Raw genomic sequence first — 24,112 nt, forward strand, 5'->3', positions numbered from 1 at the left:
AGCAGTTGCAAATTGACGCAGCCCGTCAATTTGCAACTGGAGTTATGGCCTCTATCCTCATTACGCAATGTTTGCAGAATGACTTCGTGCGTCTGCTCGATAAGTACGACCCGCTGCCCAACTACCTGCACATCGGTTATGACGAGGCGATGCGTCTGCTCGGCGAGCGCGCAGAAGAGGGGCCGGTTGCGCAGATTATTCGCTGGGCGTACGAGCAGAGCGAAGACGCGCTGAAGATCATTCATATTCGCGACTGGCACAGCGCTGATGACAGTGAACAGCAGAGTCACCTCGAGCAATTTGGCCGCCACTGCCTGGCGAACAGTGAAGGTGCGGATTTCGTATTTACTCGCCAGCTGCCCGCTGCTCATGCACGCCGCCCTGACATCGTGGTCAACGCTTCAGGGCTCAATGACTTTTACAAAACAGACCTTGCTGAACACCTGACCGAAGCCGGGCAGGGTGAGTCGCTGCGCATCGGCCTTATCGGCGTCTGGACTGAGGCGAAGATTACCTATCTCGCGTACGAGCTTGTGACGCGTTACCCCAAAATTGAGCTCGTCACGTGCAGCGCGCTGACGGCGAGCTCTGCGCGCAGCCAGCACTTTATTGCTCTCGATCATCTGAAGCGCATTCTGGGAGTGAAGGTGTTCGACTCGGTTGCGAGCTTCGCCGAATACCTGGGCGGCACAGGACATGGTTTAACCGCCTCGGCGTATGCCGAGAACCGCCAGCTCGATGCCGCAAAGTTTACGTTCAATATTCCATACGATCTCAAAGAAGCCGATGCAAAAATTCTGCACTACCTGTTTCGTGACAGCAAGTCAGCCGACTTCATCTGCCTCGACGGCGGTTTCAGCGGCAACGTGGTGTTAAAGGCCGAGTCGCGCGATATCTACGGGCAGAAGCAGCAGCCGACCGTCGTCAAGATCGGGCAGCGCGACCCGATTTCGCGCGAGCGTGCCTCATTCGAGCGCATTCAAGAGGTGCTGGGCAACAGCGCGCCGGCGGTTGTCGACTTCGCCGAATTTGGCGAGCGCGGCGGTATCAAATACCGCTATGCAGCGATGACCGACGGCAAGGTAAAAAATTTTCAGAAAGTTTTCGCTGAGAGCAGCGACCTTGAGCAGCTGAAAAAATATCTGCACATTGTCTTTCGCCGGCAGCTCGGCCGCTTCTACGAGGCTGCCGTACAAGAAAATCTCAATCTGCTCGATTATTACGACTTTAAGCCCAAGTACGCCGATTCGGTGAGGCGCAAATGCGCCGAACTCGCAGAGTTTACCTCAGACCGAAAGCTAAAATTAGCTGACGGCATTGAGGTTGAAGACGTATCGAAATTCTACGCAGAAGACTTACTGCATCTGCGCGAAACGGTCGCGATGCCGCGCTATGTTTCGTGGCTGCACGGCGACCTCAATGGGGCGAACATTATTATCGATGAATCGCAAAACGTGTGGCTCATTGATTTTTTTCACACGCACCGTGGTCATGCACTCAAAGACCTGATAAAACTCGAGAATGACATTCTTTACATTTTCACGAAAATTAATTCGGCAGACGATCTGCGCCTTGCCTGTCGCGCAACCGATTGGCTGTTCGAAGTGCACGACCTTGCAGTCGCACCAGATGAACCACCCGCAGAGCTTGCGGCCGATGCGCGTTTTGCGAAATCGCTCGCCATCATCGGATATCTGCGATCACTCTACCGCGACATCATTGACCTGGACCGCGATCCGTACCAGTTCTTTGTCGCTGCTGCGCGCTATGCAATGCATACGCTTTCTTTTGATGAATGTAATCTTTGGCAGCGCAAGTGGGCGCTCTACGCAGGGGCAATGGCGATTGGCCGGGTGCGGGACGCCCTGACGAAGAGCGCGAGACTTCGCATCGACTTTATGACAACGACAGGTGAGGCTTCGCCAGAAGGATCTATCGGCCTCACGATTCTGCCCGGCCGTAAAGACCGCGGCCGCGACCTTGCCGAAGATATTGCCGCCATAAAATCTGCCGGCGTCACTGCGGTGGTCACATTGCTCAGCCATGCCGAGTTTGCCGAGTATGGGGTTGCCAACCTCTTGGACGCATACCGTGACGCAGGTCTCGAGGTGTTGCACCGCGCGGTGAAAGACCAGGGTGTACCGACCGCCGAGCAGGCAGAGCAGGCGCTGCAATTTTTGAAGCAAACCACTGACGCCGATAAGAAAGTTCTGATTCACTGCGTCGGTGGCCTCGGCCGCACGGGACTTATCGCCGCGCTCTTTCTGCGCCGGTACGCGGGCCTTGACGGCGATGAAGCGATGCGCAGGGTGCGGGCTGCCCGATCGCCCCGCGCGATCGAAAACACCGATCAGGAAAACTATGTCAAAAACTGGAAATAGCGATTATTGCGGTTCGTCTGCCACCACGTGGCAATAGCGGCAGCGCGCTTCGTAGATGCTCTCGGGAAATTCCCTTGGTTTTTCGGCGAATAGTTTGTTTTGCGTCAGTTCTTGCGAAGTGCCGACGGTGACCACCTCGGTAAAGAACGATGCGGGTTTATAGATTGGTTTGCCTTCACTATTAACTGAACTCAGCGTGAGTTTCTGGCTGTGGTGCGCATCTTGACCGCAAACAACGCAGATCGCGGCGAGTTTCAGCGACTCGTGCGCAATCGCGAGGTATTCGCCGACATTGCGCGAGCCCGACTCTGACCCCGGCGCCGGTGCAATCGGGAAAGGCAGGCGGCGGTAATCTTGGTCGAGCAGCGATAGAATGACGTCGATGCCCTGGCGTGAAAAGCGGCGCACGAGGTCGATCAGCGAATCGTCGAGAAACTGCGCCTCTTCAATCGCGGCGATGTCGGTGTCGTTCTTTAAAAGGGCCGCAATTTCGCGCGGGTGCGACACCACGTGTGCCGCTTCACCGACCTGCACGCTTTCGTCCGCTGCCTGTGCGAGAAAGTGGGGCAGAACCTGCGTTGCATGGTAGCGGTTGTCGATGGCTGGTTTGAAGAGTTGAACCTTTTTGCGCGCAATCTTGGCGCGCCGAACCCGCCGCAGCAGTTCTTCGGTTTTGCCCGAAAACATCGGCCCGTGAATCACAGAAATTTTCCCCACCGCAGGTTTGTTCTGATCTGGCTGCAACGTTTTCATTTGCCTGAACTAAACCACGTACCAAGGTCAGCGCCTGCCATCAGCCTGCGCACGATTTGTATTTTTTTGCCCGATGCTATGCTCATTACCTGATTTGCTCTCAGCATTTTTTCAGCTGCCTGAAGTTTGGTGACCATTCCGCCGGTGCCGCCACCAGATGCGCTGCCTGCGTGTCTTTTGATATCCGCAGTGATGCGTGTGATTTGTGGCACGCGTTTGCCATCGGCGTAGAACGCGTCGATTGTGGTCAGCAGCACCAGTACCGATTTCGGGTAGAGCACGGCGACATCGGCTGAGAGGTTGTCATTATCGCCGACCTTGATCTCTTCATTGGCGATTGCGTCGTTTTCATTGATCACGGGTATCGCGCCCCATTCGAGCAGCTGGTTTAATGTCGAACGCAGATTCTGCAGGTGGCGCTTGTTCTCAAAGTCGGTGCGCGTCACCAGAATCTGAGCTGCAGCCAGGCGATAACGGGCGAATGCATTTCGGTACGTTTCAATCAGCAAACTCTGGCCGAGCGAGGCGAGCGCCTGTTTTTCGCTCACCGAAGCCTGCGGCAGCTGCAGCGCCTGCTGCTGCTTCAATATGGCGCGGCCAAACCCTACGGCTCCCGATGAGACAATGATCACTTTCTTGCCGCGTTTTTTGAGCTCGAGGCACTCTTTCGCGATCTGCCTGAAATATTTATTGCTGCGTTTTTCAATGTGTTCGGTGAGAACTCCCGTGCCGAACTTCAAGATCACGTGCGTGGCGGCCTCTAACCTCGAGGCGAGTGCTGAATTCATACTGTCAATACCTGCTTCATCACCGCGCTGCGCGCTGCCCTATCGAATTCTGTGAGGCCCGCAATTGTCGTGTAATCGTAATCAGAAAACTGCGTCGCCATCGCGCGTTCGATGAGCTCGGGTATCTCACCAAAACGAATAGTATCACCCAGAAATGCAGCCACTGCGGCCTCGTTCGCGGCATTGTACACAGCCGGATAATATTTGCCGAGCACCCCGGCCTTACGCCCGAGCGCATATGACCTGAATTTCGTTTCATCGACCGCATAAAATTCAAACCCCGGATAATTCTGCGGGGCTTTCGCCAGAACGGTTTTTGCCGGCACCCCCGGGTAATACATCGCGTAGGCAATCGGGTATTTCATGTCAGGATAGCTCACGTGCTGAATGATGGTGCCATCAGCATGCCCGACCATCGCATGCACATAACTCTGGGGGTGAATCACGGCCTGAATTTTTTCATAAGGCAGGTCGAACAGATAATGCGCTTCGATAATCTCGAGCGCTTTGTTCGTGAGCCCGGCGGAGTCTACAGTGATTTTCGGGCCCATCACCCAGGTGGGGTGTTTAAGTACCAAAGCTTTCGAGGCATTGTAAAACTCTTCACCTGAGACGTGAAGCAGCGGGCCGCCGCTCGCTGTCAGGTAGACGGTGTCGGTTTCGGCAAAGCTGCGCTGCGTCGCGAGCAGGCGAAATAGGCTCGAATGTTCTGAATCAACGGGCAAGATGGTCGCGCCGTGCGCTTTTGCAGCAGCCATGACAATTTCGCCGGCGATGACGAGGCTTTCTTTGTTCGCGAGCAGAATTGTTTCGCCGCGGTTGGCGGCTTCAAGCGTGGTTGTCACGCCGGCGGCGCCAACGATTGCGATAATAACGAAGTCATGCGGTATGTCGAGCAGGCGTGAAGTCTTGTCAGCGGCGTCGTCTGCCGAAGTCGAAAAGGCATGGGCGACTTTGAACTCCGCCTGAATGGCTCTGGCCTTGTCGCTGTTCTGGTGCCATGTGAAACCGACGAGTTCAAAATCGTCGCTGCGTTGCCTGAGAATATCGAGCGTCGAGTCGCCGATGGAGCCTGTGGCTCCGAATAAGATGAATTTGCGTTTCATTGATTTTTGAATCATCGGGCGAATGCCCGATGATTCAAAGTCTCCTTAATTCTTGCACAACGTAGAAATAGTAATACGCAGCGGGTATGGTGATCAGCATTGCATCGAGCAGGTCGAGCACGCCGCCGTGGCCGGGTATCAGGTTGCCCGAGTCTTTAATGCCCGCGTCGCGTTTGATCAGTGATTCTGACAGGTCGCCCAGAATCGAGGCAAGGTATGTCACAAAGCCAAACAGGGCAATTTCAACATACGAATATTCGGGCACGGTGAAATTCGCTTTCGCCACGTGGTAGAACAATACCACGAGCCCGATCTGCATGAAACCGCCCAGAATGTAACCTTCGTAGGTTTTGTTCGGGCTGACCGCAAAACCCACTTTATTGCGGCCGAACGTGCGGCCCATAAAATAGCCCCCCGTGTCGGCCATCGCCGTTGCCCAGGCGACTATCCAGACATAGAACAGGCCGTGTTCGAGACTATAGAGAAGAAACACGTGTGAAAAGGTGAATGGTATATAAATGACTGAAAGGGTATAAATCGCGAGAATCAGCAGCGAGTTCTCGACACGATTCTTGAGCAGCTGCACTTTCATGACCGAAAACAAGAAGACGAACGCGAGCCCGCCTAAAAGGGCATAGTTGAACTTCAGCAGATTGAGCGCATTCTTGATGCTTTCGCTATATAGGGGCATTCCTTTCACATAATAGTTCGCCTGCCAGGCGAGGTAGACGAGCGTCATGAGCACAACCGTGCTGATGACCCCCAGGGTTTTGGGTATTGGGGTGCCGATTTTGGCTTCGGCCAGTTTATAGAATTCAATAATGCCTAAAATGGCAAAAGCCAACACGAACAGATAGAGAGGAAACATGTACATGCCCTGCCAGGTGATGCAGAAGATGAACATGCCCGCCAGCGTCAGGCCGCTGATGACTCGTTTCGGAGTTTCGCCCATGCGCGAACGGGCGGGTTTTCTTTTCAGGGTGTCAATGAGCTTCGGGACGTGTAATAGCCCATCGGGTAAAAAAGGTTGCTGCACTGTCTGCGGTGCCGCTTTGTTTGGCCGGTGAGGCCGCTTGCGATTTGAAATCCGCCGTAAAATTGCGCTGCTGGCACTCGTGTCGACCGCAGGTTGTGGTTCTCTGATCGACGAAACCGCCCGCGTCGAAAAGGCCTATGAACTCAAGGCAGGTCTAGTGCCGCAGGTGAGCAGCACAGACCCGGCAGATAACACATTTGCCCCACTTAGCCAAAGTTATGTGGATGTCGTATTTTCAAACCCCATCGACGCGGCTTCTTTCTCTGCGCAGTCGACGTTCGGGGCCTGTTCGGGCTCATTTCAATTAAGCTACGACGGATTCAACAACTGTCTTGCGGGCACTGTTGATGTTTCGGCGAACCCTCGCATTCGTTTTACACCGACGGTTTTTCCGAAAGGGCTGGGCTTACAGATTCGTGTCGCGGGTGTGCTGAGCCCAGCGGGCAATACTGTGACGACGTATACATCCCCCGTTGGTTTTCGCGTCGCTGCACCGTGCGGTAACCAGAACTGTTTCTTTAGCTATTCGACGCCGCTCATGACAAATGCCGCAGCCAATTCTGGCGTGTTTATGATTCGCAGCGGAACGCACCAGGGAAAGTTCATTGCCTATACTGGTAGCACAACCACGACAACGCTGATTGACCTGACCGCGGGCACGTCTGAAACAGGCCCGGCACTCTGTGCCAACCCCGGCGCCGGGGCGCATAACTTTTATATTTCGAGTGGCACATTCGGCCAGCAACAGATGGTCGTACTGGGCGCGGGCAACACAACCTGCCGTTATGACCCGGTAGCGCATACTTTCGTTGCAGGGCCAACACTGCCTGCATTATTTAATGTCGGGGTAGGCGCGCATGCGCTGCAGCCGCGCACTGGCACTGAAACGGGAAATACATTTGTTATCAGAGGCGCTGGTACAAATGAAATTGCGCGCTATGACGCACCGACAGGTGCTTTTGTCGCGGCCGCGAATGCCACAGGAAATGTTGGCGCTGGCGGTCACGCGGTGAGAATCTCAGCCGGTTCAAATGCCGGGCGTTTCATTGTTGTGCATGCCGGTCTTGGTAACGGTACAACGGTGGCGACTGAAGACCCTCTTGGTATCTCCCCTGGGCCATCAGCCCTTTCAAGCATCAGCGTCGATGGCGGCAGTTTCGAGGTAACCACAGGTCTGCGTGCAGGCGAACTCATCACAATGGTGGGCAACGGCAGCGCGGCCTCGCGCAGCTTTAACACTGCCACCCTCGCCACGGCCGGTGGCGGGCCAGCGCTCGCCTCGAATATTGTAGCAGGCGGCCTCGTGCTTCGCGGCGACGATGCGCGTCCGCTGCGCAACCCCCTCGTCGTGCATGGCGGTGGTCATGTGACGAGCAGATATGATGCCGATAGCGGCAACTTCGTCGCAGGCCCTTTTGCCACCGGCTTTTTCGGCGTCGGTTCTGCTTCGACCTTTGCGCAGAACGCTGCCGGCACAGATTTCTTCTTGCTCATTAACGGCAGTCTGGGTTCAAACACTTCGGTCTATCTACCCGGGTCGAACCGCTTTCATGGCAGCCGCCTACCGCGTTCAGTGCCGAATAACGGCGCGCATACTTTTTATGTCAGTTCGGGCATCAATCGCGGCAAGACGATCGTCGTCGCTGCGGGGGGCACGGTTGACACTGCGGTTTTTGACCCGCTTGAGTTTCAGTTCAGTTATGGGCCACAGTTGACAACTGTTGCCTATGGCTCGTCGCTCAACATAACGCTGACGCACGGCGTGCATGCGGGAAAAACACTCATACTCATGGGTGGCAACACGACAACGTTCAATCTCTACGACCCTGATACCCATACTTTTTCCGTGCCTGGCGGCTGGCCGAGCCCGGGGTTCAGCGCGACTGGAGTCGGAGCCAGTGCATTTCGCGTCGGCAACAGCGAATTCATTGTCATTATCAATGGCAATGGTACCGGCACGCAGGTGCTCAACCAGCTGACTGGCACGGTTTCTGCCGGGCCCGCAATGCCCTGTGGCTCAACATCTGAAAGGTTCAATCTAAGAGTACCGGTGCCTAGCACCAATGATATACGCCAGTTGATCTATTGTACCGGTAACCAGTTCGCCGTTTACAACCATGCGACGCAGGATTTTAGTGGCGCGATCAGCTCTGTAGACGGTGCAGGCCCGGGCATTCAGGGTTTTGTTCTGCCATCTGGCAGCGCGATGGTCGTGCTTGGTAATTCAGCGCCTACGCCATATATTTTCGACCCCGTCGCGAATACTTTTGCTGCTGCAACGGTGAGTCTCGCAGGCTGCGCACCCGGAGGTGTGAATGTGGGTTCGCAGCTATTTGCTTTGACCAGCGGCGTGAACACGGGACGGTTTGTCATCGTCGCCGGCAATGGCAGCAGCAACAGCTGCCTTTATGATCCGGCCGCAAACACGATGGTCGCAGGGCCGGCGATCAGCCTGACCGCGCCGACGTCACCGGGGTTCCAAATCACGCAAGGGTCGGTGGCGTTCAGAACGCAGGGTGGTCTTTATCCCACTGCATTTATTCTGGCTGCGGGCTCAAGCAAAAACGTGTGGAACGCCTACGTACCTTAAGGGCTGCGCTCGCGCTGGCATTGGTCGCGCGACTGGGCTTCTTACTCTTGCCCCCATTCTCGACCGACACGGGCCGCTTTCTCGCCGACGGGCAGACGCTGCTTGCGGGGCTAAATCCGTATAACAGCCCGCCGCCGGTCGCGATTGAATATGCGCACCTGCGCTCATTCTACCCGCCTCTGCAAGAGCTGTCGTTTGCCGTCTTGGCGTACATTCACCCCCGGCCGATCACGGTGAAACTCTTCGCCGGATTCGCCGAGTTGGCGTTTGTCTTATGGTTCTTGCGGCGCAAGCGGCATAAACCCACTTCACCCTGGCTCATATCCTTTCTTCTCTTAAACCCGCTCAGTTTGCATGAGGTCTGGCGTGAAGGGCATCTTGACCACATCGCGGCGTACCTGCTGTACTTTGCGATTGCCGCCTTGCGCCCGGCGCTTGCGGCGCAGGCGCGCACGGCTCGCTCATACCTCTATGCGGCGGTGAGTACCGCCTGGAAATTCGCCGGAGTTTTAGCGTTTATGTGGCAGTACCGCAGGCGGGCCGATTCGCCGCTGCAAAGAATTGTTCAGGTTGTGAAATCCCCCTTGGCTCTATTTAGCTGCGCGTTTTTCGCTCTGCAGCTCGCACCGGCGTTTGTGTTCACGCCGTTTGCCGAACGTGGGCTCACAGTCTACGCGAACTACTGGCACCACGGCAATGCGTTTGTGCATGCATTCGAGTACTTTGGCTTTTCGGCGGCGCATGGTGTCTGGCTCGTGCAGCGCGGCATATTGGTGCTGCTGGCGGTTGTCGGCTTGTTCTATATCTTGCGGCGGGTGACCTTCTCGGGCGCCTACCATTTTGCGCTTGGTAGTCTGGTGGTGTTTTTTCCCGTACAGCATCCTTGGTATTTCTTTTTGCTGTTTCCCGGTATTTTGCTGTCACCTAGCTGGCGGCCGCTGTTGATGCTCATCTGTATGCTCGCACCGCTCAGCTACCTGGGCTACACGAAAGACTTTAGATCGTACGGTTTTGTGGTGACTGTAACCGTGTGGCTCGCCGGTTCTTATCGGGTGCTCGCTCGTAATCACTTTACCTCATATTTGCCGTACCGGTAGAGTAACATAGCCTCATGCGTTCTTTGTCTATTTTTTTCGGCTTTGCATTTTTTGCGTCGGCGCTGCCCGCGCAGAGCGCAGACCGTTACTTCTTTTATAAGGCGACCAAAGACAGCGCGACGTTCTACATTCTCGGCTCTATGCACATGGGAAAACCCGACGATGCCGACTATCCGGCGAAGGTCTACGAAGCGTTGAACGCGAGCCGCCTCTTTATTCTCGAGGGTGAAGTGCGCAAAGAGAAGATCCGCACGCCTGACCTCAGCCTTACCTACCTGCCCGAAGGCAAGACGCTCAGGCAATACCTGACAAAATCTGAAAACGAAAAATACCGCAAGGTCGGCGAAACGCTCGGTGTCGATGTTGCTCTGGTCGACCGCTACCAACCGTGGTTCGTCGAATTCATGTTTGGCTACCGGCTCGCCTTTAACGCGGGTTTTGTGCTCGAATATGGCACCGAACACCGTCTGCTGCGCTACATCGATCGCCATATTGAAAAAGAAAAAAAACCGCGCGTGTTTACCCTCGAAGGCAACGACGAGGTGCTGCGCTACATGCACGAGCTGAGCCTCAAAGACCAGTTGCAGCGCTTTCGCGCGTTCTTGGTTTATTCTGAACGCGTCGGTACAAGCAACGTTCTTGAAATGCAAAAATACTGGCGCGAGGGCGACGATGCGAATGTGCTCAAAATTTTTCATTACTATGACAGCAAAGATGCCGCGAGTGCGAAATATACGCAGGTGCTGCTCTACGACCGCAACGCGCGCATGGCTGAAAGGCTGAACCTGATTGCGCGCTACGAAGGCACGAGTTTCGTGGTCACCGGCGCGCTTCACCTGATCGGGCCGCAGAATATTCTCGAGCACCTGAAGCAGGCGGGCTTCAAAATTGAGCGCCTATGAATAAATGGGGATGCAGTAAGTGCGACGGCCTTGGTTACCGCACTCAGGCTCAACTGACGCACAAACGGGCCACCCGGGTGCTTGAGATCTGTGACTGCGTTGAGACGCTCTGCCGTGAATGCCCGGGTGACAAAACGCCCCCGTATGTTTATCTCGACGAGAAGACCCGGAAGATTCTGCCGTGCGAATGCAAAACACCGCGCGACACACTCTCACGGGTGCGTGACCTGTTCAACCAATCGAATATTCCGCAGAAGTACAAATTCGCGCGGCTTGCCGAATTTAATCTGCAGCCGCCATACCCGAACCCGACGAAAGCCCCCGAACTCGAGGCGGCGCGCAGGCAGGCCACGATTGCATTGACTGCAGCGTTCGACCGTGCGCGCCTCTTTATCGAGGCGCAGAAGAAACTGCAAGAATCGGCGCGTTCAGTCGTGCCCGCAGACCTGAAGGGCCTGCTGCTCATCGGGCCGCCGGGTACTGGCAAGTCGCTTTTGGCCGCGATGATTCTGAACGAGCTGATCATTGGCCAGCGCCGCACCTGCCGTTATATCAAGATTTCACGCGACTTCTTTCAGCAGTTGCGGGCGACCTTCAGCAACGATTCAGGCACCTATGGCCGCACCGATTCAGTGTTCAATGAGATTGCGCGCCAAGACGTGCTCGTGATCGATGACTTTGGCATACAGTCTGACAGCGATTGGGAGCAGCGCATGCTCTATGACCTCGTCGATGCGCGCTATGAAAGCGAGCTGCCGACAATTATCACTTCGAACATCGATCTTGATGCGGTGCGCAATCTTTTCAAGGGCCGAATCTATTCGCGCTTTACCGAAATGCTGCACACCGTTGAATTCTTCAATGTGCGCGACTACCGTGGCGATATACTGGCAAATTCGTAATTACTTTACGGCATAACGCGTCGATGAATATCGACGCGTTATGAGCACAAACAAAGGCCTGTTGGATTTTAACCTTTCTGATGAACTCGTCGAAGTCGGCGAGCTGATTCGCAACATCTGTGAAAAAGAGATTGTGCCGCGGCGTGCGGCACTCGACGAAAAAGAAGAATATCCGTTTGAAATCTTCGCAAAATTCAAAGAAGCCGGCCTGCCTGGCATCATGTACGACGCCGAATACGGCGGTATGGGCGCTGACCTCTTTGCTTCGATCGTCTTTTCTGAAATCGTGAGCGAGTACTGTCTCGGCGTCAACACGGCAATTTCAGCGACCAAACTCGGTGCGCTACCAATCGAACACGGCGGCACAGAAGAACAAAAGAAGAAATACCTTAGCGCGTTCGCCAGCGGTGAAAAGATCGGTGCATTCGGCCTCACCGAGCCGAACGCCGGTTCAGACGTGCCGAACCTCTCGACCACGGCCGTCAAGAAGGGCGACCGCTATATTCTGAACGGCACCAAACAGTGGATCTCGAACGCAGGCGTGGCTGACGTCTACACGATCTTCGCGCTGACTGATAAGTCGAAAGGCCCGCGCGGTATGTCTTGCTTCATCGTAGAGAAGGGCACGAAAGGCCTTTCATATGGTAAGCTCGAGCAGAAAATGGGCATCCGCTGCTCGCATACGCGCCAGGTGATTATGGAAGATGTCGAAGTGCCAGAAGAAAACCTGGTGGGTCTGAAGCCCAACCGTGGTTTTATTCACGCGTTTCAGACGCTCAGCTCGTCACGCCCGGCAGTCGCGGCTTCGGCAGTTGGCCTTGCGACAGGCGCCTATAAAGAGGCGGTGAAATACGCGCGCCAGCGCGAGCAGTTCGGCAAAAACATCATCAACTTTCAGGCGGTGCAGCATATGCTCGCCGACATGGCGACGCGCATCGAGCAGGCACGCCTGATCACCTACCGCGCGGCGAAGTACGCAATGGCCGGTCACCCTGAAGCCGCGAAATTCTCAGCGATGGCAAAATACGCCGCGTCTGAAACAGCAGTCGCCGTGGCGAACGACGCACTGCAGCTGCACGGTGGCTATGGTTTTACCAAAGACTACCCAATTGAAAAGATGTACCGGGATGCAAAGATTCTGACTATCTATGAAGGCACGAGCCAGATTCAGAAGAATGAAATCGGCGCGTACATTATTAAAGAATCAGCGACCATGAAATAAAAGTGAAATGCGTTGCGGGCAGTGCCCGCAGCGCATTTCATAGTTCAATATTCTGCACCGGGGCAGCCTGCCCGAGGCCTTTCAGAAAATCCTGCATACCGATGAGGTCGGTGGTCGTAAAGAACACCTGGCCAACCCCGCCCAAAAAGTCGACGAAACTCGCGCGGCGCGTGAGATCGAGTTCATTGAGTACATCGTCGATCAGCAGCACTGGTCGCGTGCCCGATTTTTGCTGCATATAGTCGAACTGCGCAAGCTTAAGCGCGAGCGCCGCGGTGCGCTTTTGCCCCTGCGAACCGACGGTACGAATGTCATGGTCGGCACCATTGGGGCCGAGAAAAAACAGCCGGTCACGGTGCACGCCGCTCGTCGTTTGCCGCAGCCGCAAATCGTTCGCCCGGTGCTCTTTCAGCATAGCCGCATAATCGGCGGCAGACTCAACCTGCTTCGTTTCGCCCTGGTATTGCAGCTGCCACGTGTCTTTGGCAAGGGAAATCTTGCTGACACTCGCTGCAAACGGCATGGCAAATTCGGGAATAAACTGCCGGCGTTTCAAAAGAATTTCGACCCCGGCTGCCGCAAGCTCGCGGTCAATCGCCGTGAGCACGCCTTCGTCGGGCCGGTTCTTCAAGAGCTGGCTGCGCATCTTGAGCGCGCGCTGGTAGTTCTGTAGCGCGGTAAAATAACCAGGATACAGCATCGAAAGCAGAAGATCAATGAAGCGTCGCCGTTCGGTGTGATCGCCGGCGACGATGCGCAGGTCGTCGGGCGAGAGCACGACGCTGGGTATACGCCCGATAATCGCTGCAGCGCGTTCGTTCGTTCGGCCGTCGATGGCGTATTTTTTGACCAGAGCCGCTTTTGCGTCGTCGGGGTTTCGGCCGAAGCTGATCGCAATACGGTGGTTGCCGCTCGGCGCCGTGAAGCCGACTTCGGTGCGGTAGAAGGTTGCGCCGAACCGTATCATTTCGCGATCCATCGCAAAGCGAAACGATTTCAGAAAAGAGGTTAATCCTAATGCTTCAAGAATCGTCGTTTTGCCGGCGCCGTTCATGCCGGTGATAAAAATCAATCCGTCTGAAAATGTGTACGCAGACTTTTCGCTGTTGCGAAAATTGACAAGCGAAAGGCTGGTGACTTTTATCTGGTGCGGTTCAGACGCCACGCGTCAGATCTTCATCGGCATCACGAGCGCAATGAAGTCGGGGTCGTCAACGTCTTGCACGACGAGCGGCTTATTGGAGTCGTTCATGCCGAGCCGCACGCGGGGGCAGGTGAGCGCCTTAAGAATGTCGATGAGGTAAGTGATATTAAAACCGATCTCGAGCTTTTCACCGGTGTAATCAACCTCGATCGCTATTTCAGCGCGGCTACCCTGACCTGAGGATTGACCCGAGATATGCATTTTTTTATCTTCGAGTACCATACGGCACTGGTTCGAAGGCGGTTCGGTTACAGGGCGAATCTGCTGCAGCGCTTCGATAAGTTTGTCGCGGCCCATTTCAATCTGCACCGCAATATCTTGCGGCAGCACGCGCTTATAATCGGGAAACTTGCCTTCGAGCAGCCTGCTCGACAGCTGTGCGTCGCCGACACGCACGAAAAGATCGCGCTGTTCGACGCCGATCATAACTTCGTCAGCGACATCGATGAGCTTCTGCATCTCACGAATTGCTTTTGCGTGCACGACGACGTCGGTGCCGGCTGGCAGATTGATCGCTGCGCCGAGTTTACGCGTGATCGCGGCAAGGCGTCGCCCGTCGGTGCCGACCAGCGTCAGCTGATCGCCGTTGCCCTGAAAACAGATGCCGTTGTAGATATAACGGTTGTCTTCTTGTGAAATGGCGTATTGTGTCTTGCGTATCATCTCTTCGATGATCGCCGATGAAACCGAAAACAGTTTAGCGTCGCTGAGCCGGTTCAGTGTGGGAAAGTGCTTCGCCGAATTACCAGGCATGACATAGCGCGCCGAAGCGTCGCTGGTGCCGCGCAGATTGACGCGAAAAGCAGCGGCACCTTCTTCGGCTGCCTCGTCGGTTTCGACTTCAACAATCAGGTCTTTTGAAACGAGCGAGCCGACATATTCTTGAAATTGTTTTGCCGGAACAATGAACTCACCCGGTTTGCCATCTTCGACAGGCACGGTAATGCGTGCGGTTGTTTCCATATCGGACGCTGTAATCGAAACCTGCTTTGCCTCGACGGCCACGAGCAGGTTCGAGAGCATCGTGCCCATATCGCGGTGGGGTATAATCGCGTCGATGCGGCGCACCGCCTTGTCGATCGAGTCTTTGTGCGTCTGGAATTTCATATGCAGAACCTGCATAATGAGAAAGCATTGATACGACATAAAGCAAAATATATCTGTAGGGTGAGCGGCTAAAATCCGCTTTTTCACATGGCAAAGACCGCGTTAACGATAGAATACGACGGAGCCCCCTATTTCGGGTTTCAGCTGCAGAAACAACAAAACTCGGTACAGGCCGAGCTTGAGAAAGTCTTGGGTATAGTGCTGAGGCAGAGGGTGCGGGTGTACTGTGCGGGCCGAACCGACACCGGAGTCAATGCTTTGGGCCAGGTTGTACATTTTGCGGGCGAACCGCCGAAGACTCTCGACCTGCTGATTTATGCCTTGAACAGTCTTCTGCCGAAAGATATCGCCGTGAGGCACGGCGCAGTCGTGCCCGATTCATTTCACGCCCGCTTTTCATGCCTGCAGCGCGAATATGTGTACGTTGTATACAATGCTCCGTACCGCCCCGGAGTTTTAGGGTATAAAGCGCTCTGGGTAAGGGGCGACCTCGACTGGAGCGCTGTGCGCAGCGCGATACCGCACATTCTCGGCGAAAACAATTTCGCTGCGTTCACTCAGGCGAAGCTGGTGAAGCGCGGCGAGAAGACGATTCGCCGCATCGACGATGTGCGCATCATTGAAGATGGCCCTTACACTTACGTGCACATTGTCGGCTCGGGCTTCTTGCACAACATGATCAGAATTCTGATGGGCACATTGCTCGATATTGCGCGCGGCAAGACCCGGCCCGAAGAACTGGCAGGTATTCTCGCGCGGCAAGACAGAGTTGGTGCAGGTGTGACAATGAAGCCCGACGCGTTGTATTTTCTTCACGCGGAGTACAAAGACTATGACCAGAGCGGGGCGCAGCACGCTCTAAGGCAGATGCTGCTACACCGCCATGCAGCAGAAAGCAGGCCGGTCAATTTTTCGTGACGCTTCGCCTTATTGCCAGCGCGCAAACTTTGCCGAAAGTCTTCTGTAGAAATCTTTGACCTGTTCATTCTTGAGGTTGTAGACGATCAAGATCATGATCAATGCCAGCCCTGTGAAGGTCAGAAGCATAAACCCGACGAATTGGTTCTGCAGGCCCTCTTGTACTAAATTTGCCACGACATCGAGCGTGAAGAACAGCACTCCCAGAAACAGATAGCTGCGAACATGCAAGAGTGTACCGACAAGCATACCGACAAGACATACGGCGCCGAATGCCAGCGAATACACAGGGTTCTGGGCCAGCCCTGAGCGCATTGTGACCTGTAGTGCAGCAGGCAAGTACGCGATAAGGCCACCGATCGTACGCACGCGCGCCTGATTTTCCAGAGAGAGTGAACTCTTGAATATCGTCGCGAAGAAGATGACAGTCAGGCCGGCGGGAAACGCATAGAACTCTGAAGAATCATAGCCCGCTGCGAGCGCCACAAAGAACAGCGCCGCGTTTAGGGTGATCGCGGCGAGCGCAGCAAAGAGATGACGCTCCCCGAGGCGCGAGAGGGTAAAATAAAGTCCGCTAGAAATGACAGAAAGCAGAGCGGTGTTAAGCGATCTGAAATTATCTACCACCAGTGCCGCAACTAATGGCAAAGCTGCCGCAAATCGGCGGGTGGGCTCTGAAACCACATTCAGTGAAAAGCGGTTGGCGAAAACACTGACACCGACAAGGGCAAAAGCATAACCCAGAACAAAAAAAGCATCGGTTTGTGCATTATCGATTCGCAGAATCGGACGCGCCGAGTAATAGATGCCTGCAATCGTCATTTGTGCGATGTAGACATACCGCGTTCTCTGCGTCTTTAACGCCGCTATGATATTCAGTAATAGATACAATATCAGCACCGCAAGCGAAGCGAATGCGGCGCCGGGCAAGGGGTTTGTCAGCTCACGCGACATCGCTGCAAGAACGACGCCGCAGCTGATAACTAACGTGTCGAGGGCTGTCACATAACCGGCGTGCCTTTCGGTATCGGCACTCTGCAATCTGCCGGCGAAGAAAGTCAGAATAATGAGATAGACGAGTACGCCAGAAAGGGCATAAGGTGAAGCCTGCAGAAAGTTGAAGTTATACCCGAGGAGTGAAAGTATCAGCCAGCTCGCCGTCGTGATCGCGGCGCTGAAAAAAACCGCGCTCAACCATGCCAGCGTGCTACGCGATGGTCCGCGCTTTAAGGCCAGCGCGAGCCGAAAATAGAAAGAAGCCAGCAGCAACGTGACCACGAGACCTGCCGATCTGAAATAATCATCTCGCGCCAGGTAGCTGGCGTTTGCGATGAGTATGCTCGTGCCTGCCGCAAGCGCATTTGCACCTTGCCCCTCGGTCGCGGCGTAGAAAAAACCGGCCAAAAGATAGAGTGAACCCGCCAGAAATGCCGTATCGCTGACGAAATTTTCTGAAAGATCCAGCCGCTTAGCAACACTCTTTGCCGGCAGTAACATGAATATTGCCGCAAGCGCCAGAGCCGGCCCAGGCCAGAGAGGATATACCGCAGACATGTGGGCGCCGCCGTGAACAATCAGCAGCCCGCCCGTGAACATGATGAGGGCCGAAGCGCGCACGTTTTGCGCCCAAAGGTAAAGTATGGCCACGAAGATGAGAATGGCCCCCGGTTCTATTGTCGCCACCTGAAGCGACATTAAGCCAATCAGCGCGGTGAAACCCAGACTCCAAAGCCCCGATTCGTTCGAAACACCCGTATTGTTTTGCGTAAAAAGACCCTTTGTGAAGAGTTGCAGCGCATTATGGCGGCGGGAAATCACTGCAAGAACCGCGAGAGCTAAGACGCCTGCGGCAATTCCCATGACAATATTCTGTCTGAACTGCAGGTAGCTGAGGCCTGGCTTTAGCGCCAGCGAAAAGTTCATGAGCAAATCACTGGCATTGCCAGCAAATGTTCGTGGCAGCCACGCGGCTGCTTCTGCTGAGTAATACAGCGCAGGCCCGGTGAAACTCTGTGAGGCAAAGAGGGCAGCGACAAAAATGGGTAAGAACAGATAGAACAGATGCCGCAAACCCACATGAACGGTATGGACCAGAATCAACGGATACAACGCCAGGGCAAGATATGCGGTCGGCGGCACGAAAGCGAATGCGCGATCAAAGTCGAAGAGTGAAACCGCAAAAACTTCGTATGCGAGCAGCAATATCAGGCCTGCGACACCCGTGGCAGGCACGAGAAAATACCAACGGCCCTGCGATTCGGCCTGCAGGTAAGCCGCATACCGAGGGCCGTAAACCTGCACGGTAAATGCGACCAACGCCATTAGCGGAAAAAGCAGCAGCAGTCTCAGCGTTACGACATCAACCGGCAGGGGCCTTCCCAAACGGTTGATAATCGCCGTCATTGCGATTGCCCCGAGCAGAACATAGAGCATCACGAGCGAACCGCGCAGGCGAAAAATCGCGAACACGCGGTAGTGAAAAACCGCGCCAGCAATCACCATGCAAGCCACCATAGCGACGAGCAACGGCAGCCGGAATGAAAAATCAGGCATGCTAATCCAGTTGGCGGCGCTGAGCAACGCAGCGGCGAGCAAGACCAGTGTCACGAAGGCCGAGCCGACAGCAATATTGTTTAGCCCCCCTTGGTTAAAGGGCAGCCTCAGCCGCATCAAAAACACCCGTCCAAAACTGGCCGCAGGCACCGTCACGGCGCTGCGCAGAGTTGCTGCGATCAGATAGAAGAAAACAGCCATGACGGTGCAAAATAAGGCAGCCTGGGCAAAATCAGGCGGAGCGAGAATGTTGTAGAGCCCGAACGTGACGGCAAGACCGGCATACGCTGAGATCACTGCACTGCGATCGCGCAGCGTGCGCAGCGTCATGAAAAGCCAGGCAAACGCAAGCCAAATGACTGGCCGCAGAGCTATATTTCGATCTGCATACTGCACTGTCCAGGTTTCACTTGCCACCACCGGCGCAGTAAAGACCAGCAGAGCCAATGCGCCAAAGCACAGCGAGAGGTCATCGATCGGTGAACCGGGTGAAGTTTCGTCGGGTGGTGCAGCATGCCTTTCAAAGAAAAATCCGCCTATCGCATATAAGACAGCCATGGCGAGAAAAACCTCGTTCGGTTGCAGAATAATTTCTGCCGGCAGCGGCAATCGCGCGACAAAAGTCAGCACACCTATCGGCGAAAGATAATGCCAGGGCGATCGGGAAAAGCCTGCAGCACGGTGAATTGTCACAGCCGTCAGAAGCCCTGTGAATGCAGCGGCAATATGTGGTTGTGCCGAGAAAAGTTGAACCACGCTTGCGCAAATGCCAGACACAACGGCCCAATACAAAAAGATCTTTTTCTTCTCGGGGTGAAAATTACGCGAAAACCAAGGTAGAGCGAGCGGAAAGATAAAGAATGCGAAAACCTGCCCCGCGTACTCTGGTGTGACGATGCGAGTGAGACGCAGACAGAAGACCATGCAAAGAAAAATTACCGCATGTATCGCTGCATTGTGGTACCTGGCTGCTCGTAGAAAGATGGCGATTGCCGGCACGATTACCAACATATGAAACGTGAAGGGTAGCGTTGAACCCGCCTGGCCTGCAAAGGCTGCCGCGGCAACGAATGCGATCAGCGCGAGCATCGCATAGGCGACAATCTCAAGAGCCGCGAAGAACCTGCCGTGCAGCCGGTCGAAAGATCGTTGCAGTAATGAAAACTGACCGAGCGCCATAACGAGTACAGTTAGGCGCAATGCCCCCGACAGATCGTCTGAAACGGCAATCGGCAGAGTGAACAGCGCAAAGACAAGAATAGAAAGATCGAGCACGGCAAAGACGAGTGCCATGATTTCCTTTTTCGTGTCGATCAGGCCGACAGCTGACATCGTCGCCGCGCCGATCGCAACGATGAGTGTCGGCAATAGTATAGGCATCACGGGCGCTAAGCCCGCCAGCGCACCCAGCGCAAAAGGTATGGGCACACAGAGCAAAGCCGATGCGTATGGCACTTGCACACGGCGCGTGAGCGGTAACAGCGTAATAAAAGTCAAAAGCAGCGCAATCGCCGTAGCTGCGGCGCCGGCCTCGGGCGAAACGCGCACTATATTCGCCGAAATGAAAAACATGAGCGGAATCAATGCACCGGCGATCAGCATCAACATCTTGCCCGTGCCTGCGCTCTTGCGGTGAATAAATAGACCCAGCCCAAGAAACAGTACGTGGTAGACAAAGAAGGCAAAAAGAATCGTGAACGGTCGCAAAATACCTTCGAACCGTAGCCATGCTTCACGAATGCCCATGATAGAACCTGAAATCACAAGCACCATGGCGATAAACCACCACACGTATTCGTTAAAGAGCGGCTTCAGGGTTTCGGTCAGCGATTCGAGGCTGAGTAGCGAGTCGATGCCACCGACATGCGGGCGGGTCACGTCGTTTCGGTCGCTGCTTTGTTTGGAGGATTCAGAGGCGTGCTGCGATTCTGGCTCGTGGCGAACCCACACGCCCTTCATAGACATTCCCACCGCCGCTATCAATGAACCCAGACCCGTTGCTGCCCACGACAGAAAGTCTGCTTGGTGCACCGCCTGTTCGGTCAGAGTCTTTTGATTTGGAGTGTATCCCAGAGATTCAAAGATTTTTTGTGCTGCACTGCCCGTAATCTTACCTGAAATTAACAGCGATTCGGTGAGTTCACCTGCCGCGCGCAATCGGGCATCCGTTTCTGAATTTTTACTCTCAATACCCGAAGACCTGTTCGCCATATCGGGCCGTCATGGCCCATGGAGTTCTTAGCGTAAAGGCAGATTCTGCGCGGTCAGACAGGCGCGAACAAGCGCAACCAGTGTGTTCTGAATTGCTCAAAGTTCTGCGCCTGAATGGCGTGGCGCATCTGCCGCATAAACCCGTGCATGAAATACAAATTATGGTAAGTGCTGAGCATAAGCCCCAGAATTTCGTTTTGTTTATGCAGGTGGCGAATATAGCCCAAGGAGTATTTCTTGCAGACTTTGCAGCTGCATTCCGGGTCGATCGGAGAATCTGACTGAGCATGCTTTAAATTGCGCAGGTTCACCTTACCCACCGAAGTGAATACCTGTCCGTTGCGGGCATTGCGTGTAGGTAGCACACAGTCAAACATGTCGACGCCGAGCGCCACTCCGTTCAAGAGTTCAGGTATTGTGCCTACCCCCATGACGTAACGCGGTTTTTCTTTGGGCAGATGTTCAATCGCAGCAGCGAGCGAAGGAACATAATATTCGAGTGGTTCACCGACCGAAAGGCCGCCGATGGCGTAGCCTGGTAAGTCAAGATCAGCACATGCCTTTGCGCTATCGGCGCGCAGCAGAGGATTGACTCCACCTTGTGCTATGCCAAACAAATGCTGATGCCTCGGTTCGCGTAACCAATATTTTTTACACTCGGCAAGCCAGCGATGCGTACGCGCGAGACTTTCTTTCAGGCGTTTATCGTCAGCGGGGTAAGGCGCGCAGTCATCGATGGGCATGATGATGTCTGCCCCGATGTCGCGCTCGATAGAAATTGTGCTTTCGGGCGAAAAGATGTGCTCGCTGCCGTCTAAGTGCGAACGGAAAATAACGCCGTGGTCTTTAAGCTTCACGTTCTTGCTGAGTGAAAAAGCCTGGTAACCGCCAGAATCAGTGAGCACAGCGTGCGGCCATGACATGAATTTATGAATCCCCCCAGCCTGGCGCAGCGTCTCAGCACCGGGCCGCAAATAGAGGTGATATGTGTTGCCCAGAATCAATCGGTAACCGATTTCTTCAAGGTCATCCTGACTTATTGCCTTAACTGTGGCCTGAGTGCCGACGGGCATGAAGATTGGAGTAAGAATTTTTGCGTCGCGAAGCTGCAGCGTGCCGGCTCGAGCCGCGCCGTCGGTTGCAAGAGTTTCAAATTTCACGGGAGTGCCGGCAGATGCTCATGCGTGAGCACGGCAGCAATCATAATCTCAACGAATTTCCGAACGGGATGGATTATCGAAGCGTCGAATTTTTCGAAATTTTGCATCTTCTGCGCTAAGCGATGAGAAAAATAAGGCAATTTCTGGTATTTAATCACTAGATGCACAGAATTTCAGCCCTTGATCACTACATGACTTCGGTGACTTTGAGAAAGAGCACAGTCCGTCGCCTGAACGCGATGCGTCGTCTTCTTAAGAGGAACGGCATAAGTTTTTCCGAATCCCGTTTGTTCGAAGAGCTGCTACGGCTTTACCTGCGGCACTGGCGAGGTACCGGGAAGAAGCCGGCTTCGCTGAGAAGGTACAATCTGGACGGGAAGCACTACCGGATTCGGCCGTTATATATCAATCGCGTGCTGCACGCCGCGGCTACCCAGCGGGCAATGCACACGGGGGAATCCCTGTCCCGTATGCTTGATCTGGCGATAAGAATATATGCCCGGAGGTTTTTGGAGTCGCTGCTCGGTAGTCATGGTCAGGTTCCCGAGCCAATTCGAAGAATATGGCATTCGAGGTACATAGGGCGACGTCTTCGTGAGCCGTTTTTTATTAGCTACACAGGTATAACGCACGAAAATCAGGGCGCGAGCCTTTCGTGGTCGGGTAAGGCCAAGTTCATACCCAGAAAAGGGCTGAATCTACACCAAGTACTAGACCTCATACGAACCGCCGCCTGAGAAGCATAACCAGAGAGCCATTTGAAATCGATTTTCGGCCTGACTCACGCCAAAAGGCTGCCGTGAATGCAGATTCCCCGCCTGCCTGCAAAACCCAACTATGTGGATTTCCAGACCAAACTGGATTTCTTTGACCTGTTCTGCCGGCTCGAACAAAACTTTGAAACCTGCTTTCTGCTTGAGTCTCTTGGCGAGCAGAGTTATGATTCAAGGTATTCGGTCATCGGCTTTGAACCAAATTACTTTTTTACCGCGCAGGGCAATCAGCTTTGTGCGTTCGTCGATGGCAAAAAGACAACCATTACGACTGAGAACCCTTACCTTTATCTGCGCGAAATTCTGCCACGCGACGTGCTGAGCCGCAGTTACGCGGGTGGGCTCGTGGGTTATCTCGGCTACGATGCTGCGAATTATTTTGAGCCGACTTTGGCTCTGCAGGCGCATGCGGATTTTCCTGGTATGCAATTCGGCCTATTTACCGATGGTCTGGTGCACGACAAACTGACAGGGCATACAACGTATTTCTATTTTCTCGACAACCGCCTAGAGAAGCTGAAGGTTGCCTCAGAATCTGTCAGACAAAAAATTGCCACGCGTGTTCGCGCCACAGGCCAGACAAAAACGCAAGAGCAGCATGCCGCGATGGTAGCCGAAGCAAAACACGAAATCATAGAAGGCAATACTTTTCAGGTGCAGATTGGGCTATCAGAGACTTATGAAGTCGAAGGTGATTGGTTGAACATTTATGAATCGCTGCGGCAGATCAATCCCTCGCCGCATATGTTCTATCTGAAATTCAAGCCCGAAAGCAAGACGTATCGGCTGTTAGGGGCGAGCCCTGAATTGCTCTATCGCCAACGCCAGGGTGAAATGGAATCTTTTCCTTTGGCGGGTACAACGCGCAGGGGCAAAACGCCTGAAGAAGACCAGCAGCTCGTGCGCGCGCTGCTCGCCGACCCAAAAGAGATCGCCGAGCACAACATGCTGGTCGATCTGCACCGTAATGACCTGGGCCGCGTCGCGCGTTATGGCTCTGTTAAGGTGAGACGGATTTTTGACATCAAGAAGTTTTCGCACGTGCAGCATATCTCGAGCGAAGTGGTGGGCCTCATTGACCCCAAAGAAGACATGTTCTCTGCCCTCGCTGCTTCGTTTCCTGCTGGCACCCTGTCTGGCGCGCCAAAAATCGAATCGATGAAAATTATCAATCGCATTGAAAACGAGGCGCGCGGCCCTTATGGCGGGGCGGTCGGGCATTTTGGCTTTAACGGAGACTGTACTTTTGCGATTCCGATTCGCACGATCTTTGCGGTCGAAGGGCAGGCGTTTATTCGCGCCTCGGGCGGTGTCGTCTACGATTCTACCGCAGAAAACGAATACGCCGAGATTCAAAATAAACTTGCAGCCACCAAGAAGGCGCTTGCGGAATATCTATGAAGTTGCCA

Annotated in this window: 16 protein-coding genes; 8 read left to right on the plus strand and 8 right to left on the minus strand. The window is 54.4% G+C overall.

Going from position 1 to position 24,112, the window contains the following annotated elements:
- The first annotated feature begins 44 nt into the window (after positions 1-44).
- The gene (locus tag TURPA_RS21810) at positions 45-2,381 is read left to right on the plus strand and encodes a phosphatase domain-containing putative toxin (protein ID WP_014803351.1); all 2,337 of its coding nucleotides are present in this window, start codon (positions 45-47) and stop codon (positions 2,379-2,381) included.
- 3 nt (positions 2,382-2,384) lie between these two features.
- On the opposite strand, the gene TURPA_RS10860 is transcribed toward TURPA_RS21810, so the two are convergent.
- The 4 genes from TURPA_RS10860 to TURPA_RS10875 are packed head-to-tail and all read right to left on the minus strand — an operon-like array spanning position 2,385 to position 5,980.
- The gene (locus tag TURPA_RS10860) at positions 2,385-3,134 is read right to left on the minus strand and encodes a thymidine kinase (RefSeq protein ID WP_014803352.1); all 750 of its coding nucleotides are present in this window, start codon (positions 3,132-3,134) and stop codon (positions 2,385-2,387) included.
- Positions 3,131-3,922, minus strand: a complete 792-nt coding sequence (gene proB, locus TURPA_RS10865; RefSeq protein ID WP_014803353.1) for a glutamate 5-kinase — start codon at positions 3,920-3,922, stop codon at positions 3,131-3,133. Before proB ends, TURPA_RS10860 begins: the two co-directional genes overlap by 4 nt.
- Positions 3,919-5,028: a 1-deoxy-D-xylulose-5-phosphate reductoisomerase gene (locus TURPA_RS10870; RefSeq protein WP_041949250.1), complete on the minus strand. Its 1,110-nt coding sequence runs from the start codon at positions 5,026-5,028 to the stop codon at positions 3,919-3,921. Before TURPA_RS10870 ends, proB begins: the two co-directional genes overlap by 4 nt.
- A 34-nt stretch (positions 5,029-5,062) precedes the next feature.
- The gene (locus tag TURPA_RS10875; RefSeq protein ID WP_014803355.1) at positions 5,063-5,980 is read right to left on the minus strand and encodes a phosphatidate cytidylyltransferase; all 918 of its coding nucleotides are present in this window, start codon (positions 5,978-5,980) and stop codon (positions 5,063-5,065) included.
- Between the two features lie 121 nt (positions 5,981-6,101).
- On the opposite strand from TURPA_RS10875, the gene TURPA_RS10880 reads away from it, so the two are divergent.
- From TURPA_RS10880 to TURPA_RS10900, 5 genes are read left to right on the plus strand one after another with little or no spacing between them, the layout of a single operon-like run.
- The gene (locus TURPA_RS10880) at positions 6,102-8,654 is read left to right on the plus strand and encodes a hypothetical protein (protein WP_014803356.1); all 2,553 of its coding nucleotides are present in this window, start codon (positions 6,102-6,104) and stop codon (positions 8,652-8,654) included.
- The gene (locus TURPA_RS10885; protein ID WP_014803357.1) at positions 8,633-9,751 is read left to right on the plus strand and encodes a hypothetical protein; all 1,119 of its coding nucleotides are present in this window, start codon (positions 8,633-8,635) and stop codon (positions 9,749-9,751) included. The genes TURPA_RS10880 and TURPA_RS10885 overlap by 22 nt, the downstream gene beginning before the upstream one ends.
- Before the next feature lie 14 nt (positions 9,752-9,765).
- Positions 9,766-10,653: a TraB/GumN family protein gene (locus tag TURPA_RS10890; RefSeq protein WP_014803358.1), complete on the plus strand. Its 888-nt coding sequence runs from the start codon at positions 9,766-9,768 to the stop codon at positions 10,651-10,653.
- Entirely contained in the window at positions 10,650-11,555 is a 906-nt protein-coding gene (locus TURPA_RS10895) for an ATP-binding protein (protein ID WP_014803359.1), read from the plus strand. Before TURPA_RS10890 ends, TURPA_RS10895 begins: the two co-directional genes overlap by 4 nt.
- Positions 11,556-11,595: 40 nt before the next feature.
- On the plus strand, positions 11,596-12,777 hold the full coding sequence (locus TURPA_RS10900; RefSeq protein ID WP_014803360.1) for an acyl-CoA dehydrogenase family protein: 1,182 nt from the start codon (positions 11,596-11,598) through the stop codon (positions 12,775-12,777).
- A gap of 37 nt (positions 12,778-12,814) precedes the next feature.
- Here the strand turns inward: TURPA_RS10900 and recF are convergent, their stop codons facing one another.
- Together recF and dnaN are read right to left on the minus strand one after the other, a co-directional pair.
- Entirely contained in the window at positions 12,815-13,942 is a 1,128-nt protein-coding gene (gene recF / locus TURPA_RS10905; RefSeq protein ID WP_014803361.1) for a DNA replication/repair protein RecF, read from the minus strand.
- 3 nt (positions 13,943-13,945) lie between these two features.
- Positions 13,946-15,103 (minus strand): DNA polymerase III subunit beta, encoded by a 1,158-nt coding sequence (gene dnaN, locus TURPA_RS10910; protein WP_157210472.1) that lies wholly within the window; start codon positions 15,101-15,103, stop codon positions 13,946-13,948.
- A 72-nt stretch (positions 15,104-15,175) separates the two neighbouring features.
- On the opposite strand from dnaN, the gene truA reads away from it, so the two are divergent.
- A complete protein-coding gene (gene truA / locus TURPA_RS10915) occupies positions 15,176-16,006 on the plus strand; it encodes a tRNA pseudouridine(38-40) synthase TruA (RefSeq protein WP_014803363.1) in 831 nt (276 codons plus the stop codon).
- Between the two features lie 9 nt (positions 16,007-16,015).
- Here the strand turns inward: truA and TURPA_RS10920 are convergent, their stop codons facing one another.
- Entirely contained in the window at positions 16,016-20,770 is a 4,755-nt protein-coding gene (locus TURPA_RS10920) for a hypothetical protein (protein ID WP_014803364.1), read from the minus strand.
- Between the two features lie 53 nt (positions 20,771-20,823).
- The gene (gene tgt / locus TURPA_RS10925) at positions 20,824-21,930 is read right to left on the minus strand and encodes a tRNA guanosine(34) transglycosylase Tgt (protein ID WP_014803365.1); all 1,107 of its coding nucleotides are present in this window, start codon (positions 21,928-21,930) and stop codon (positions 20,824-20,826) included.
- Positions 21,931-22,733: 803 nt separating this feature from the next.
- Between tgt and TURPA_RS10935 the strand changes: the two genes are divergently transcribed.
- The gene (locus tag TURPA_RS10935; RefSeq protein ID WP_014803368.1) at positions 22,734-24,104 is read left to right on the plus strand and encodes an anthranilate synthase component I family protein; all 1,371 of its coding nucleotides are present in this window, start codon (positions 22,734-22,736) and stop codon (positions 24,102-24,104) included.
- The last annotated feature ends 8 nt before the right edge of the window (positions 24,105-24,112 follow it).

The sequence above is a fragment of the Turneriella parva DSM 21527 genome, from assembly GCF_000266885.1.
GTDB classification, from domain to species: Bacteria; Spirochaetota; Leptospiria; order Turneriellales; family Turneriellaceae; genus Turneriella; species Turneriella parva.

Coding starts and splice junctions, on each gene's coding strand:
- TURPA_RS10935 (WP_014803368.1), top strand. CDS start 22,734: ATGCAGATTCCCCGCCTGCCTGCAAAACCCAACTATGTGGATTTCCAG.
- TURPA_RS10920 (WP_014803364.1), bottom strand. CDS start 20,770: ATGGCGAACAGGTCTTCGGGTATTGAGAGTAAAAATTCAGAAACGGAT.
- proB (WP_014803353.1), bottom strand. CDS start 3,922: ATGAATTCAGCACTCGCCTCGAGGTTAGAGGCCGCCACGCACGTGATC.
- TURPA_RS10860 (WP_014803352.1), bottom strand. CDS start 3,134: ATGAAAACGTTGCAGCCAGATCAGAACAAACCTGCGGTGGGGAAAATT.
- TURPA_RS10895 (WP_014803359.1), top strand. CDS start 10,650: ATGAATAAATGGGGATGCAGTAAGTGCGACGGCCTTGGTTACCGCACT.
- dnaN (WP_157210472.1), bottom strand. CDS start 15,103: ATGCAGGTTCTGCATATGAAATTCCAGACGCACAAAGACTCGATCGAC.
- TURPA_RS10900 (WP_014803360.1), top strand. CDS start 11,596: ATGAGCACAAACAAAGGCCTGTTGGATTTTAACCTTTCTGATGAACTC.
- truA (WP_014803363.1), top strand. CDS start 15,176: ATGGCAAAGACCGCGTTAACGATAGAATACGACGGAGCCCCCTATTTC.
- TURPA_RS21810 (WP_014803351.1), top strand. CDS start 45: ATGGCCTCTATCCTCATTACGCAATGTTTGCAGAATGACTTCGTGCGT.
- TURPA_RS10875 (WP_014803355.1), bottom strand. CDS start 5,980: ATGGGCGAAACTCCGAAACGAGTCATCAGCGGCCTGACGCTGGCGGGC.
- TURPA_RS10890 (WP_014803358.1), top strand. CDS start 9,766: ATGCGTTCTTTGTCTATTTTTTTCGGCTTTGCATTTTTTGCGTCGGCG.
- TURPA_RS10870 (WP_041949250.1), bottom strand. CDS start 5,028: ATGAAACGCAAATTCATCTTATTCGGAGCCACAGGCTCCATCGGCGAC.